This window comes from Mucilaginibacter gracilis, from assembly GCF_003633615.1.
GTDB lineage: Bacteria > Bacteroidota > Bacteroidia > Sphingobacteriales > Sphingobacteriaceae > Mucilaginibacter > Mucilaginibacter gracilis.
The window spans coordinates 1,465,766-1,480,717 of record NZ_RBKU01000001.1; the positions used below are offsets into that span (position 1 = coordinate 1,465,766).

13 protein-coding genes are annotated in these 14,952 nt (G+C 41.7%); 7 read left to right on the forward strand and 6 right to left on the reverse strand.

Annotation, left to right across the window (positions count from 1 at the left end; translation table 11 throughout):
• Positions 1 to 93 precede the first annotated feature (93 nt).
• The 4 genes from BDD43_RS06160 to BDD43_RS06175 all read right to left on the reverse strand — a co-directional run bounded on the left by BDD43_RS06160 (position 94) and on the right by BDD43_RS06175 (position 4,515).
• Complete coding sequence (locus BDD43_RS06160) at positions 94 to 2,241, reverse strand: carboxy terminal-processing peptidase (protein ID WP_246001476.1); 2,148 nt, start codon at positions 2,239 to 2,241, stop codon at positions 94 to 96.
• 319 nt (positions 2,242 to 2,560) lie between these two features.
• A complete protein-coding gene (locus tag BDD43_RS06165; protein WP_121196850.1) occupies positions 2,561 to 3,184 on the reverse strand; it encodes a response regulator in 624 nt (207 codons plus the stop codon).
• Between the two features lie 21 nt (positions 3,185 to 3,205).
• Positions 3,206 to 3,820, reverse strand: coding sequence for a hypothetical protein (locus tag BDD43_RS06170; protein ID WP_147425581.1), 615 nt, complete (start codon positions 3,818 to 3,820; stop codon positions 3,206 to 3,208).
• 71 nt (positions 3,821 to 3,891) lie between these two features.
• Positions 3,892 to 4,515, reverse strand: a complete 624-nt coding sequence (locus BDD43_RS06175; protein ID WP_121196852.1) for a DNA-3-methyladenine glycosylase family protein — start codon at positions 4,513 to 4,515, stop codon at positions 3,892 to 3,894.
• Positions 4,516 to 4,553: 38 nt separating this feature from the next.
• Here BDD43_RS06175 and BDD43_RS06180 point away from each other — a divergent pair, with 38 nt between their 5' ends.
• The 5 genes from BDD43_RS06180 (at position 4,554) to BDD43_RS06200 (ending at position 10,368) form a co-directional block, all read left to right on the forward strand.
• Complete coding sequence (locus BDD43_RS06180) at positions 4,554 to 6,221, forward strand: MutS-related protein (protein ID WP_121196853.1); 1,668 nt, start codon at positions 4,554 to 4,556, stop codon at positions 6,219 to 6,221.
• Between the two features lie 68 nt (positions 6,222 to 6,289).
• A complete protein-coding gene (locus BDD43_RS06185; protein ID WP_121196854.1) occupies positions 6,290 to 7,570 on the forward strand; it encodes a replication-associated recombination protein A in 1,281 nt (426 codons plus the stop codon).
• A gap of 92 nt (positions 7,571 to 7,662) precedes the next feature.
• Positions 7,663 to 9,135, forward strand: a complete 1,473-nt coding sequence (locus BDD43_RS06190; protein ID WP_121196855.1) for a DUF5687 family protein — start codon at positions 7,663 to 7,665, stop codon at positions 9,133 to 9,135.
• Between the two features lie 2 nt (positions 9,136 to 9,137).
• A complete protein-coding gene (locus tag BDD43_RS06195) occupies positions 9,138 to 9,860 on the forward strand; it encodes an ABC transporter ATP-binding protein (RefSeq protein ID WP_121196856.1) in 723 nt (240 codons plus the stop codon).
• Between the two features lie 7 nt (positions 9,861 to 9,867).
• Positions 9,868 to 10,368, forward strand: a complete 501-nt coding sequence (locus tag BDD43_RS06200; RefSeq protein WP_121196857.1) for a GNAT family N-acetyltransferase — start codon at positions 9,868 to 9,870, stop codon at positions 10,366 to 10,368.
• Positions 10,369 to 10,376: 8 nt separating this feature from the next.
• On the opposite strand, the gene BDD43_RS06205 is transcribed toward BDD43_RS06200, so the two are convergent.
• Positions 10,377 to 11,144 carry an exodeoxyribonuclease III gene (locus BDD43_RS06205; RefSeq protein WP_121196858.1) on the reverse strand — a complete coding sequence of 256 codons (768 nt, stop codon included), beginning with the start codon at positions 11,142 to 11,144 and terminating at the stop codon, positions 10,377 to 10,379.
• A 143-nt stretch (positions 11,145 to 11,287) separates the two neighbouring features.
• On the opposite strand from BDD43_RS06205, the gene BDD43_RS06210 reads away from it, so the two are divergent.
• A complete protein-coding gene (locus BDD43_RS06210; protein ID WP_121196859.1) occupies positions 11,288 to 12,157 on the forward strand; it encodes a hypothetical protein in 870 nt (289 codons plus the stop codon).
• Between the two features lie 3 nt (positions 12,158 to 12,160).
• Here BDD43_RS06210 and rmuC read toward each other — a convergent pair whose 3' ends face one another.
• A complete protein-coding gene (gene rmuC, locus BDD43_RS06215; protein WP_121196860.1) occupies positions 12,161 to 13,522 on the reverse strand; it encodes a DNA recombination protein RmuC in 1,362 nt (453 codons plus the stop codon).
• 134 nt (positions 13,523 to 13,656) lie between these two features.
• On the opposite strand from rmuC, the gene BDD43_RS06220 reads away from it, so the two are divergent.
• Entirely contained in the window at positions 13,657 to 14,949 is a 1,293-nt protein-coding gene (locus BDD43_RS06220; protein ID WP_121196861.1) for a tetratricopeptide repeat protein, read from the forward strand.
• Positions 14,950 to 14,952 lie beyond the last annotated feature (3 nt).

A 14,952-nucleotide genomic window follows, 5' to 3' on the forward strand; every position in this document is an offset into this window, starting at 1 on the left:
AATATTAATACACCTAAAACAAATTATAATTTGTTTTTAAACAATAAACCCCGGCTTTTGGCCAGGGTTTATTGTAGTTACTTTGATGTGTATTTACTGCACTTTGGCAGGAGTAGCAGTACTTGTTATTTTGTTATCCATTAAAATATAATCGGTTAAAATTTGGCCTGCTTCAACTTTGTTAAAGTCAAGGTCTTCGTGTTTGGGTTTGGACTGTCCCTTTTTCAAGGTTGGCAAACCTAACGAAGTGCGCACCATATTGTTATCTTCCAAAGCCTTAGCTTCATCTTCGTCGCGCTGTTTTTTCAAATCGGCCTCGTTTAATGATACGCTTTTTTCGTCGTCACGCTTTTTATAATCGGCAATGCTATTCAACAGGTATTTATACCCGGCACTGTTTGCCATACGATCGGCATGCATTTTAGTTAATTTAGGTATTACGGCTGTAAAGCTTCCTACTTTGGTATAATTGCTTTTTGCAATGGTATCCCAGGGCATGGCCGATGGTTCGGTATCTTCGCCATATTTATCCATCGGTATTATTGATGGAAATGCAATATCGGGCGTTACACCTTTGTGCTGGGTTGAGCTGCCTGTAACACGGTAAAACTTAGCCATTGTTAAATTAATTTGACCAAAATCGCTCAAATTACCTTTAGCGGGCTTAGGTGTGGTGTTACCAATTAACGACATAATTTGATCTTTTATAGACGTTGGTATAACTTTATCCATACTAATCTCGCTTTGTACGCTGCCCTTACCGTAGGTTTGCGAACCGATAATTAAACCACGGCCATAATCTTGTATGGCACCGGCAAAAATTTCGGATGCCGAGGCGCTGAAACGATCAGTCATAACGGCAAGCGGACCAGCGTAAGAAACGGTTGGGTCTTCGTCTTCTTCAACTTCAACCCGGTTGCGCGTATCGCGAACCTGTACCACCGGACCCGATTTGATGAATAAACCTGTTAAATTAATAGCCTCGGGCAACGAACCACCACCGTTTTGGCGAAGATCAATAATTACACCGTCCACACCAGCTTTTTTTAGTGTATCCAATATCAGTTTAACATCGCGGGTGGTGCTTTTGTAATTAGGATCGCCGTTACGGTAGGCTTCAAAATCCATATAAAATGCTGGGATATTGATGATGCCTACTTTAATTGTGCGCCCGTTTGAATTATAGATACGGATTTCCTTTTTGGCGGATGCCTCTTGTAAAATGATCTTCTCGCGAACGATCTCTACAATTTTTGGCTTGTCAGACGCCGGAGCGCCTTTAGGTAATATTTTAAGTTTAACAACGGTTCCTTTTGCTCCGCGGATAAGCGAAATAGCATTATCAAGCCTCCAGCCAATTATTTCCTGAAACTCGCCGTTATGCCCTTGAGCTACACCAACAATGCGGTCGCTCACGTCAACCTGTTTACTTTTAAAAGCCGGGCCGCCTGGCACTACACTCTGGATGGTTACATATTCGTTTACCGATTGCAGGGTTGCGCCAATACCTTCCAGCGAACGCGACATTTCCATGTTAAACTGCGATGCATTAAAAGGGTTAAAATAGTTGGTGTGCGGATCGACAGATGTGGTAAAGGCATCCATAAATGTTTGAAAAACATCCTGATTGGTTAACTTATTACTCTGGCTAAGCAAATCCTGATAACGTTTTTTCAATATCTCTTTATTCTTCACCATATCGGCATTAGCCAATTTGAGGTTAAGTAAATCGTATTTCACGCGTTTAGCCCAAAGTTCGTTCATCTCGGCTTCGGTTTTAACAAAAGGCATGTTGTCGCGGTCGTAAGTAAAAACTTCTTTGGTGTTAAAATCAAAATTGTTGTCAACCTGCGTAAGCGAAAACTTAATATGATCTACGTAACGTTTTTGGTACACGTTAAAAATGTAAAAAATATCGTTCAAATCGCCGCTTTTCATGTCGTCATCAAGCTTGGTTTTTAACGGCTCAAAGCTTTGTATATCCGACGCCAGGAAGTAGTTATGATTTTCATCAAGCAGCTTAAGGTATTTGTTATACACCACTACCGACAACGAATCGCCAAGCTCAACCTTTTTGTAGTTTTGCGTGGTTATCATCTGGGCAATATAACGGCTCACAACCATCTGTTTTTCATCGGGTTGCAGGTCTTTGGAGCCAGCAACTTTTATTGGATGAGAGGGCGCACCTTTACAGGCCAAAGCGGCACCAAGCAACGCAAATAAATATAGTTTCTTAAACATATCTTTCACACTATTTAAATCAATTTTGTAACCAAACATCCAATTTCTATCTGTAATATTTTTGCTAATGTATATAAAAACCAAAATAGCTAACACACCAAATTGCCTTTTACTTAACAATAGTACGAATAACGCACTTTTATTGTTTGATATTGTAAAATAAAATATGTTACAAGCCGCCGGCCTGGTTATGTGTAAAAACTTTACGGCTTAACCGATTATTGTTTATGCCGGTTTAATTGGCTAAGGGGCATTTTTAATGCAGCTAAATTTTGCCAAAGCATAACACCACATATTAAAACCCGTGTTGATTTTACCTTTAGATGATTTTATTTTCGTAAGCGTACCTAACCATACCTACCGTGTTAACGGCATCGGTTTTGCGCAAAATATTACGGCGGTGGGTTTCAACAGTGCGTTCGCTGATGAAAAGCTTTTGAGCTATTTGTTTGTTGCTGTTTTCTTTAACAATTAAACGCAATATCTCTATTTCCCGGCTGGTAAAGCGCGATGCGGGGTTTTCATTATGATTAAACGCATCTTGTATTTCGGCGGTAAAATAAGTACGGCCATTGGCTACGGTTTTTAATGCCTGTATGAGCTGGGCTTTGCTGGTTGCTTTAAGCAAATAGCCAGATACCCCGGCCTCAACCATTTCGTTAACTGTTTTGGGCTCGTTGTACATTGATAAGGCTATTACCTTGATACGCGGATATTTTTTTAGCACCAGCGTGGTAAGCTCTGCACCCGATAAAACAGGCATACTAATGTCAGTTAGTAAAATATCAGGCCGGGCGGTTTCAAGCAGGGCAAGCACCTCGGTAGGGTCCTTGCTTAGTCCGCAAACTTCAAAGCCAGGCTCATCCGTTAAAAGCGAGCTTAGACCTTGTAATATAAGGTAATGATCGTCTACTATAAAAATTTTGAGTTTAGCGGAAGGCATTGGTGTGGGTGTTTTTAAAAACTATCCTTTTTTATTTTCAAAAACCTCGGCGTATTGCACATCGTTTTTTACGTTGGTGATGCGTTTGGCTTCAACCAATTTTAGCTTACCATCAATGTCGGCAGCTATCGTTTTCAAGCCTTGTTCAAAACATATGTTTTTGGCATCCAGTAAATCTTGTTTAGCCTGTTCGTACTCACCAATGTCGGCCTTTAACATGCCCAATGACATGAGCGACGAAATGATAACGTGCGTGTTATTGCATTTATGCCCAAAATAGTTGCATTGCAACAGGTACCACTTAGCTTCGGAGTAACGGCTTTCGTCGATGTAGATGACAACCAACCTGTTCATGCTGCCAATAGCCTCGGCATACATCCTGAAACGCAGGGTGTGGTATAGCTCTTTCATAATAGCAGCCTCTTCCAAATCGTAACTGTAGCGCGAGCGGCCAAAGTTGACTTTTGGCAAAACAGCCACTGCCTTTAAGGGGTTGCTTTTGAGGTAATTAAACGTATGGGTATTTGCAGGTGCAATTAGCGGCAACCGTGTTTGCTGTGTTCGCTTCCAAAACTGCGCACTTGCCGCCGATGCTGTAAACACACTTAATAAAATTAGTAAAAATGTTTTGCCCATTATATACCTATATGCAAACAAATATACGTTTAAATTAAAATATTTTACTTTTATCGGTATGCCCGCTTTTACTATTTCTTCCGCTCTTCCAAATAAAAATGCCACAACAGCATCGTAGCAATAGTACGGTAAGGTTTCCATCCTTCGGCAATAGCCAAAACATCTTCTCGGCTTGCTAAGGGAATGTTTGCTATTTTCTTTAACGCGTTTACCGCTGCCAAATCGCCAATAGGGAAAACATCGCAATGGTGTGCAATAAATATGAGGTAGATATCAACCGTCCAGTTGCCAATACCTTTAATAGCAGTTAGTTTTTGACGAATGGTATCATCGTCCATTAAGGCTAACTCGTCAAGCACAATGTTGCCGTTCAATATATTTTCGGCAAGGTGCCTGATGTAAATGGTTTTCTGGCGACTAAAATAACAGGCGCGCAACTCCTCATCGGTAAGCAAAACCACGCGGGCCGGGGTAATTTCGGTTATTTTGTCTTTCAGCTTATTTAATGCCGATAGTGCCGAAGCCAGCGAAACCTGCTGCTCCAATATAATGTGAACTAACGACTCAAAGGTATTTGGACGCTCCCAAAAAGGCGGATAGCCATGCTTCTTTATAATTTGTTGTAACGTAGGGTCAGTATCACCCAATTGATCGCAAAGGTGGCGGTAGTTGGTTTTGTTAAACTGATTAAACATTGTGCAGGCAAATTAACTAAATACTATTACTTTAGGATATGGTATACCTGGTATTTATTGTGTTAGGGCTTGTTTTATTTTATGCGTTCAACAAAAACCGTAGGGCTAATAAACGCAAGTTATTTATTGAGCAGCTAATTAATAACTGGGGCCAACCAACCGATAACTATCGCGATATTGATTTAATAGCCAGCTATCACCAATACCTAAAAACAGAAAACTCAATTCCCGATAGCGTAGCCAACGATATTGATCTCGACAATATTTACAACTATGCCGACCGAACCTGCTCAAAACCAGGGCAGCAATGTTTATACCATCAGCTACGCTCGCCCCAGGAGGATATTTCCCGGTTACAAGCACTGGACAAACTTGCCGAACAATTAAGTGCCGACGAGGATAAACGTACAGCTATCCAGATGGAACTATTTAGGTTGGGAAATAAAAACGCCTATTACCTTTATCAATTGTTCGCTAAAAAGCACCCCCCGTTATACGGTTTTATCTTGAGCTTATACATTAGGCTGGCCTGGGCTATTTGGATTTCGGCCGTTATTTTAACTATTATTATCCATACATCGGCTTTGTTTTTGTTGGCATTGGGTTTAACGCTTTTTAATTTTTACCTGCACTACAATAACAAAAGCAACATTTTAAAGTACATTCACTCGCTGCCGCAGCTTTATATTCTAACACAGGTATCAAAAAACATTTATAACAAAATTACCACAACAGAAAATGCCGAAATTGAAGGCAGGCTTAAAAACATAAAGCGTCTCAATAAATCGTTACGTTATGTTACCCTGGAGAGCGGCGTTGCCAACGACCCTACCGACATTGCTTATGCCATTTGGGAACTCATTAAAATTATGTTGGTTATTGAGCCCGCCATGTTTATCTCATCTATTAACAAAGTAACCCGGTACCGCGATGATATTGAGGCGCTGTTTAACTACGTGGGCAAAATTGATATGGCCATATCCATCCAATCGTTCAGGCTGGGGTTGCCTTACTATAGCAAACCGGTTTTTATTAACAATTATAATGCTTTAAACGTAACGGGGCTTTATCATCCGCTCGTTGAAAACTGCGTACCCAATTCACTGCATACATTTGATAATCAAGGTGTTTTAGTTACGGGTTCTAACATGTCGGGCAAAACAACTTTTATACGGGCATTAGCCGCAAACACATTGTTATCGCAAACACTTTACACATCGTGTACCAAACAATACGAAGCGCCATTGCTGCAACTGTTCACCAGTATCCGCATTAGCGACGATATGGAAGAACACAAAAGCTATTTCCAGGCCGAAGCAATATCGGTACTCAACATCATGAACCAAAGCAAGGCCAGGCCTGTTAAAAGCCTGGTTATTATTGACGAGATTTTTCGCGGCACCAACACCATTGAAAGGGTGGCCGCAGCAAAAGCAATATTATCGTACTTTACGGCCAACAAAAGCTTTGTTTTTGTATCTACCCACGATTTAGAGCTGGCCGAATTATTGGGCAACGAATATGCCATTTATTGCTTTGAAGAGCAGGTGGCAGATACCCGCCTGGTTTTTGATTACAAAATAAAGCCCGGCATTTTAAAAAACAAAAACGCCATTGCCATAATGGCTGGCTTAGGCTACCCTGAAGCGGTTATTGCCGATGCTTATGCCATGAGCGAAACACTTAGGGAGAAGTATAAGATTTAGGGCATACATTTTGATTGCCTACTAACTTTTTTAGGCTTTCCATTTCATATTTTCCTAATTTTACTTTTATGAGTACCCTACCGCCACTGGCCGAACGTATGCGCCCAAAAAACCTCGACGATTATGTTGGGCAAAAACATTTAGTGGGCCCCGGTGCCGTGTTGCGTAAAGCTATTGTAGCGGGCACGCTGCCATCAATGATATTTTGGGGACCGCCGGGTGTTGGTAAAACTACGCTGGCCTTTATCATTTCCCAATCGTTAGACAGGCCTTTTTTTTCGTTGAGTGCCATCAACTCGGGGGTTAAAGATGTGCGCGAGGTGATTGAGAAAGCATCGCAATTGCGCAACGAGGGACAAACCTTGCCCATATTATTTATTGACGAAATTCACCGTTTTTCTAAATCGCAGCAAGACTCGCTGTTGGGTGCCGTTGAGCGCGGTATAGTTACCCTGATTGGTGCCACTACCGAAAACCCCTCGTTCGAAGTTATTTCGGCTTTGCTTTCGCGATGCCAGGTTTATATTTTAAAACCCCTCAGCGAAGACGATTTGATACACCTGCTGCAAACATCGCAACAGCAAGACGAGGTTTTAAAAAAGCGCAACATTACCATACAGGATTACGAGGCCCTCATCCGCCTTTCGGGTGGAGATGCACGCAAGCTGCTCAATATTTTTGAGCTGCTTATTAACGCTATCGACGGCAAAAATATCACCATTACCAACCAATTGGTGCTGGAGCATGTGCAGCAAAACCTAGCACTTTATGATAAAGCGGGCGAGCAGCATTACGATATTATTTCGGCCTTCATCAAATCAATGCGCGGGTCGGACCCAAACGGTGCCATTTACTGGCTGGCCCGCATGATAGTGGGAGGCGAAGACCCGCTGTTTATAGCCCGCCGGATGCTCATCCTCGCATCCGAAGATATTGGTAACGCCAACCCTAACGCCTTGCTGCTTGCCCAAAGCTGCTTTAATGCAGTAAATGTAATTGGCATGCCCGAGTCGCAACTCATATTATCGCAAACGGTTATTTACCTGGCAACATCTCCAAAAAGCAATTCGGCAACCACCGCAATAGGGGCGGCAATGGCTTTGGTGCGCCAAACCGGCGATTTACCTGTTCCGTTGCACCTGCGCAACGCGCCAACCAAACTGATGAAAAACATTGGTTACGGTAAAGATTATAAATACGCCCACGGCTTTGAAGGCAATTTTGTTGACCTCGACTTTTTACCCGATGCTATCCGCGGAACTAAACTTTATGAACCCGGCAACAATGCCCGCGAAGCCGAGGCCAAAGAAAAACTAAAGAAGCTTTGGGGCGACAGGTATAAATATTAACACTTTAAGCCTCCTGCTCAAAAAAGAAAACAACACAATGTGTAATATTTTAATCCATCTGGTATCTAAATACAAAAACTAATAACCGACGCATGACATTAACTTTTATCCGACATGAATTAAAAGCCTTTTGGCGCTCAAAAAATTCGGGAAAGGCCCTAGCCGTACGCATTGTTATGGGCATATTAATAGCATTGTTGCTGTTAGAGGTATTGGCTCTGGCCTTTTTTATGGATACACTTTTGGTAAGGAGTTTTCCTAAACAAAACCTCATCACATCGTTCTCGGGCATTTTATTTTATTACTTTTTGTTCGATTTGCTGATGCGCTTTCAACTGCAAGAACTACCTACTTTGCAGGTTCAACCTTATCTGCATTTAGCAATTAAAAAAAATGCACTGGTTAGGTATTTATCATTTGCTTCGCTTCAATCGTTTTTTAACCTGTGGCCGTTTATACTTTTTACACCGTTTATCTGTAAATTTATTTGGTACAACCAGGGTTTTATAACCGCATTAGTTTTTTTCCTTTCTATAATTGCGTTTGCGGGTTTCAATAACTATCTGGCACTATATATCAAACGCCGCTCTAATATCAACGGGTGGATTTCGGTGGCCTTTGCGGCAACGCTATCCATACTCGTCGCTTTAGATTTTAAGTGGGGTGTTGTTTCGTTCCGCGTGCCATCACTATGGTTCTTCGGTCATTTAAGTGCGCAACCAGCTTTACTCGCCCTGCCCGTATTATTAGCTGTTGGCATGTATTACGTTAACTTTTTATACCTCAAAAGCAACCTTTATTTAGAAGAATTAGGTTCGCGCAAAACATCCTATAAAAGCAGTACCGAATACCCGGTACTTGACCGCTTTGGCAAAGTTGGCGATTTGGTTGGCAACGAAATTAAACTCATTTTCCGCAATAAGCGCTCGCGTTCCGCTTTTATCATGACAAGTATATTCTTGTTATACGGTTTACTATTTTATACCAATAAGGTGTATGGCGAAGGCTGGAAAGTTTTTTGCGGTCAGTTTATGACGGGTATTTTCATTATTAACTACGGTCAGTTTATGTACGGCTGGCAGGCCAGCCATTTTGATGGCATATTGGTGAGCAAGGTTAAATTCAGCGATTTTTTAAAGGCCAAGTACTTGTTGTTTACTACGGTTTCAACTGTGGCTTTTATCCTAACCCTGCCTTATGCATATTTTGGCTGGCACATTATTGTTGTACATTTTGCCATGTACCTGTGGAATATTGGCATAAGCACAAACGTAGTATTGTTTTTTGCCAACCGTAATTACAAACGGATTGACCTAAGCAAAGGCGCATCGTTCAACTGGGAAGGCGTTGGCGCAACCCAATTGTTAGTTGGTTTTCCGTTAATGATAACGCCTTACATTGTTTATGGCCCGCTGGCCTGGCTTAAACACCCCGATATAGCCCTGCTTATATTAGGCGCCATTGGTGCATTCTCGTTTATGATGCGCCCTTACTGGATAAAATACCTCGAAAAAGATTTTAATAATAGAAAATATACCATTGCCGAAGGCTTTAGAAACAAATAGTTATGATAGAAGTTAAAGATCTGAAAAAAGTTTATGGTGGCGTTACGGTGGTTAATGTACCCTATTTAGAGATACGCAAGGGCGAGTGTGTTGGCCTGGTTGGTAACAACGGTGCGGGTAAAACCACGTTGTTCCGCATGATGCTTGATTTGATACGCCCGGATAATGGCGAAGTACTATCAAACAACGAAAACGTTGCCCAAAGCGAAAAATGGAAGGATTATACAGGATCGTATCTGGACGAGGGCTTTTTGATTGATTACCTTACGCCCGAAGAGTATTTTTACTTTATAGGCGGCCTGCACCAGCAAAGCCGAGCCCATGTTGACGAATTTTTGGTAACCCTTACCGATTTTTTTAATGGCGAAATATTAAAGCGCGGCAAATACATTCGCGACCTCAGTAAAGGAAACCAGTGCAAGGTTGGCGTGGCCGCTTGCCTTTTACAAAACCCTGAACTTTTAATGTTGGACGAGCCCTTTGCCAATATTGACCCCAGCACGCAAATAAGGTTAAAAAACATGATTAAGGATTTAAATAAACAGCGCGGCATGACTGCAATTGTATCCAGCCACGATTTAAACCATGTTACCGACGTTTGCGATCGTATTTTGCTGATGGAAAAGGGAAAGATAATTAAGGATATTGCCACCAACTCATCCACCCTGGCCGAACTGGAGCAATATTTTGCAGTAGGCGCAACAAGCACCGAAGCCGAGCTTTAAATTATTGATGAATATCCGCGAAGCAATTATTGGCGATGTAGCCGCAATTTTAGAGATTGCGCAAAAAACCTGGTGGCCAACTTATTCGCCAATATTGAGTACAGAGCAAATAGCTTATATGCTAAGTGTTTTGTATAGCGAAGCAAAAATAAGCCGGCAGATAAGTACGGGTGAGCAAACGTTCATCCTGTTGTTTGCGGATGATGTACCTGTGGCCTTTGCTGCTTATTCGCCACGTGAAGAGGATGCCGATATTTATAAGTTGCACAAGCTTTATTGCCTGCCGCAAACGCAAGGCAAAGGTTATGGTAAAATTTTAATTGATGAAGTTTGCAAGAGAGTACGGGCCACCGGTAAGCATACGCTTGATTTGAACGTTAACCGCCATAATAAAGCCCTTAGCTTTTATGAAAAGATGGGCTTTGCAGTGGCTTATGAAGAAGACATACCCATTGGGACGTACTGGATGAATGATTTTGTAATGCGAAAAGAGCTTGGCCCCGTATAAACCCGAAACTAAAAATCCAATTCCAACAATACCGGGCAATGGTCGGAGTGCCTTGCTTCGGGTAAAATGGCCGCACGTTTTATTTTATCCAGCAATGGCGTACTTGCCATATTATAATCAATACGCCACCCGAGGTTTTTGGCGCGGGCATTAGCGCGGAAACTCCACCAGGTATAGTTATGTGGTTCGGGGTTTAGGTGGCGAAAGGTATCTACAAAGCCGCTTTGCACAAAGTTTTCCATCCACTCCCGTTCTTCGGGCAAAAAGCCGGATGAATTAGCGTTCGATTTGGGGTTATGAATATCTATCGGCTTATGGCAAATGTTGTAATCGCCACTAATTACAAGGTTAGGGCATTCTAACTTTAACTGATCGATATACTGGCCAAATTCATCTAAAAAACGGTATTTAAAAACCTGCCGCTCATCACCGCTTGAGCCGGAGGGGAAGTAGGTGCTCATTACCGATACCTCATCAAAATCAACGCGGATGTTTCTGCCTTCGCGGTCAAAATCAGTAATGCCGCAACCATATTCAACATGCTTTGGGGTGCATTTAGTTAAAATGGCAGTGCCGCTGTAACCCTTTTTTTCGGCGGGGTACCAATAGTGTTCGTAACCCAGGTTTTCAACCAAATGCAAGTCGGTTAAAACATCGGGAGTTGCTTTTATTTCCTGCAAACAAACCACATCCGCATCCGACGCCTGTAGCCATGCAAGCCAGTTTTTGCTCATCGCCGAGCGTATTCCGTTAACATTGTATGTGATGATCTTCATAAATTACGAGCAAATACCGGGCACCGGTTGTTAATCACGAATATCGAATATTTATTCAGTATCCGCATCGATGTGGATATTTTTGAGCTATAACACGGGCTTTTTTCAAAATAATCAGTACGTTTATTGTATATCATCAGCATATGAAAAAATCACTTTCTATAATCGCCTTATTTTTATTTATTGGAGCCCAATCGCACGCACAAAAACAAATGATCTTTAAAATGTTGGTTAAGCCAAACTACCATTATGATATGGTGATGAATATGAATATGAACATGGAAATGAACATTTCGGGCGACTCGGCAACAATAAACCAGATAAAAAGCGGGCAAAGTTTCCCTATGATAATGAATGCGCAAAGCGCCGTCAACGGTGATATTAAAACCGGATTGGTTAATGCCGTAAATAAAATTCCGTTTACCATGACCATGAAAACGCTGGCTTCAAAAATGAACATAAACGGAAAGGAAAACCCAATGCCCGTTCCAGCGACGAGCACAGTTATGTATGGAACCTACACAGCAGACGGAAAAATGAATCTTGACTCAATAGCCGGAACAAAAGCCACTGATGAAATAAAAAACAGCATGACAACAACGATTAAAGGAATTCAAGCTATTGTCAAATTTCCGGAAAAACCCATGAAAATAGGAGATTCGTTTACGCAAGATACCCCAATGGATTTGCCAATTGCAGACATGCAGTTAAAGCTTATATCTAAAACCACATACAAACTTACAGCTATAGAAGACAACATTGCATATTTTGATGCGGTATATGATATTACTATGGATGTAGCAGGCAATGCAGCAGGCATGGCGATGGCAATGAACATGACAGGCGACGGAGATGGCAAACTTGTTTTTGACATCAAGGCCAACTACCCCACTAGCATTAAAAAAAACATGAATATTAATTATAACATGACAATGCCACAAGCTGCTGGCGTAAAAATGGATGGAAAAATGAAGATGTTAATGGACATGAAAACCACTATAAGTAGCAAATGATCATCAATCGGCCACGTCGTTCAAATATTTCTGATCAATTTGTTTATCGGCCTTAGCGCCGAGGCGCTTTATTTTATCTGCCGTTACGGTTAAGTTACCACGCCCGGTTGATAGTTTGTTCAATGCCTTATCGTAATTAACCTGTGTTGAGCGGATGCTGTTGCCGATGCCTTCCATATCAACAATAAAGCCGTGAAACTTATCGTACATTTCGCCGCTTAGGCGGGCAATCTCCAACACATTGCGGTTTTGGCGTTCCTGCTTCCAGATACTTGCAATGGTGCGCAGGGTGGCCAGCAAGGTTGAGGGGCTAACAATTACCACCCGTTTATCCCAGGCGTAATTAAACAATTCGCCGTCGAGCTGCACCGCTATGCTGAAGGACGATTCGATGGGTACAAATAACAAAACAAAATCGGGCGAATTAATCTGATACAAATCATGGTATCTTTTTGATGATAACGAATTAATATGGCTTTTGATGGATTCGATATGTGCGCGCGCAAAAAGTTTACGGTCATCTTCTGTTTCGCAATTCACGAGGCGCTCGTAGGCCACTAACGATACTTTAGCGTCTATAACCAAATGCTTTTCGTCGGGCAGGTCAATTACCACATCTGGCTGGTATCGGTTTCCATCCGTAGTTTGCATACTGGCTTGTATGCGGTATTCCTGATCTTTAACCAGGCCCGAGCGTTCCAAAACACGCTCCAAAATAACCTCGCCCCAATTACCCGCTTTTTTGTTGTCGCCCTTTAATGCCTTTGTCAGGTTTTGGGCTTCTTCGCTTATTTGTTTGTTTAAATCCATTAGCGTGCCTATAACGCCCCGCAAAACATTGCGTTCCTCGGCCTCCATTTTGTAAACCTTATCAACCTTGTCTTCAAAATCCTTCAATTTATCTTTAAACGGATTCAATATTATATCCAGATTTGTCCGGTTATGCTCGGTAAACTTAGCCGATTTATCATCCAGCAGTTTACTGGCCATGTTTTCAAATTCGTGCTTAAACTTGGCTTGCACCTGTTGCAGGTACACTTCCTGCTCTACCAAACGTTGGCGTTGGGCATTTAAGGCTTCCTGGGTTTTGGCATTAAAGTTTTTTTCGGTAAGTAATTGCTCGTTCAAAGCGGCAAGGCCGGCTTCCAACCGCAAACGCTCGCTATGCAGGGCCTGGGCGGTATTATCCCGTTCGGCAGCCATATTTGCGGCACGCTCTTCGGTGCGGGCCACTTTAAGTTTAAGCTCGTTATTTTCGGCAATAAGCTGGTTTTGGTTGCCTGCTGTTGCGGTTAACCTCCGCAAAAACAAAACAATAGCAACAGTTAATATTACTACCGCAAAGGCTAATAAAGCAATTTCCATTTGATAATATTTTTAGCAAAACAAAGGTATAAAATTTATTAAACTAAAAATATTGCTAAAATAACTGTAGGCAAAAGTTATAGTATATTTATCTGTTTTATCTATATTTATCGTTACCAAACCGTTTTACTACAATGAAAAAACATTTCTTCCGGGCAATAAAAGCGATTGCGGTTTTTGTGTTATTATGCACAGTAACCACGTTGCGCGCCAATATTAACGCTATTGAACTTAATAAAGTTGGTTATCCGCAGGGCGTACAGCCTGATATTGATTTTTTAAAAAACAACCAAGGGTTTTACAACCACTGGGTACACAACTGGAATTATAAAGTACCAAAAAACGCTGTTATAAAAAAACTAACCGGCTTATATACCGAACTTAAAAAACTACCGGCAGGTAACATTGAAACCAACCTGCTAATTGGCGATATTGCCCACTATCTGTACAATATGGAGGTAGAAGAATATTATCAAAAAGCTATTGATTGCTATGAAGTGGCAAAAGCACTTTCGCCTACAGACTACCGGGTTTATTGGTTTTTAGGTAATCATTACGCGCTATCTGCCCGGATAGATCTTTCGTTTAATAACTACCGGCTGGCGCTGCAATATCAACAGCTTCCGGTAGCGCACGCTTTGTTTTGGGCCGACTATGCTGTAGCTTGTACCCTGGCCAGCATGCCCGCAACTGCTTTATTTGCGGCAGAAAAATCAAGTACCATACAGGGCGAAACATCCTATATAGAAAAAGAGTTAGCCTTTTACAAAAAGGGGGCACTACATGCTCCGCCTGTTGATACAACCATTGCAGCTAAAAACATGTGGTTTATGTATGGTACAAACAAAAGCCATGTAATACTTACCAATTGGGTGATGGGCACCAAGTTGAGTATTGATAGTACATGGGGTTTCAGGCCTAATGATTATAAAGGCGGTCAAACTTATACTATGATTACCCCTCCGCGGGCTACTGCAAAAAGCGGTCAAAAAATTGGCTTCAGTATATTAATGTTTACACGCGCTGCAAAGCCAAATCAATCATTAAGCCAGTTTATGGATTTGTTTACTGCACAATACACCAACCGCAAACCAATTAGCTTTACTGTTGGCCAGATTAAAAACGGCATTGCCTACGAAATTATTGACCCTACCCTGTATCCGCAAATTGGCGGGGGACACTCATACGCCATTGCTTTTGAACGCAGCAGACCCGCATACCCCGGTATGTTAATGGAAGACGCAGTTGAAACACCCAAAGCTAACGGGAGTGGAGATAAGATTAAATACTACGCAGATGCGCGCAAATTTAGCCGGTTTGATGGCAAACTCTATTATTTTATATTATTGGATAGCTGCGAGTTTATCAATGCAGAGTCGTTGGCAACATTTAAAGATTTTGTTGAAAATGGTGTGATTATTGAATAAACC

What these genes read in the sequence shown, in the direction of transcription:
- BDD43_RS06160 (WP_246001476.1), bottom strand. Translation starts at nt 2,241, where the DNA reads ATGTTTAAGAAACTATATTTATTTGCGTTGCTTGGTGCCGCTTTGGCC.
- BDD43_RS06165 (WP_121196850.1), bottom strand. Translation starts at nt 3,184, where the DNA reads ATGCCTTCCGCTAAACTCAAAATTTTTATAGTAGACGATCATTACCTT.
- BDD43_RS06170 (WP_147425581.1), bottom strand. Translation starts at nt 3,820, where the DNA reads ATGGGCAAAACATTTTTACTAATTTTATTAAGTGTGTTTACAGCATCG.
- BDD43_RS06175 (WP_121196852.1), bottom strand. Translation starts at nt 4,515, where the DNA reads ATGTTTAATCAGTTTAACAAAACCAACTACCGCCACCTTTGCGATCAA.
- BDD43_RS06180 (WP_121196853.1), top strand. Translation starts at nt 4,554, where the DNA reads ATGGTATACCTGGTATTTATTGTGTTAGGGCTTGTTTTATTTTATGCG.
- BDD43_RS06185 (WP_121196854.1), top strand. Translation starts at nt 6,290, where the DNA reads ATGAGTACCCTACCGCCACTGGCCGAACGTATGCGCCCAAAAAACCTC.
- BDD43_RS06190 (WP_121196855.1), top strand. Translation starts at nt 7,663, where the DNA reads ATGACATTAACTTTTATCCGACATGAATTAAAAGCCTTTTGGCGCTCA.
- BDD43_RS06195 (WP_121196856.1), top strand. Translation starts at nt 9,138, where the DNA reads ATGATAGAAGTTAAAGATCTGAAAAAAGTTTATGGTGGCGTTACGGTG.
- BDD43_RS06200 (WP_121196857.1), top strand. Translation starts at nt 9,868, where the DNA reads ATGAATATCCGCGAAGCAATTATTGGCGATGTAGCCGCAATTTTAGAG.
- BDD43_RS06205 (WP_121196858.1), bottom strand. Translation starts at nt 11,144, where the DNA reads ATGAAGATCATCACATACAATGTTAACGGAATACGCTCGGCGATGAGC.
- BDD43_RS06210 (WP_121196859.1), top strand. Translation starts at nt 11,288, where the DNA reads ATGAAAAAATCACTTTCTATAATCGCCTTATTTTTATTTATTGGAGCC.
- rmuC (WP_121196860.1), bottom strand. Translation starts at nt 13,522, where the DNA reads ATGGAAATTGCTTTATTAGCCTTTGCGGTAGTAATATTAACTGTTGCT.
- BDD43_RS06220 (WP_121196861.1), top strand. Translation starts at nt 13,657, where the DNA reads ATGAAAAAACATTTCTTCCGGGCAATAAAAGCGATTGCGGTTTTTGTG.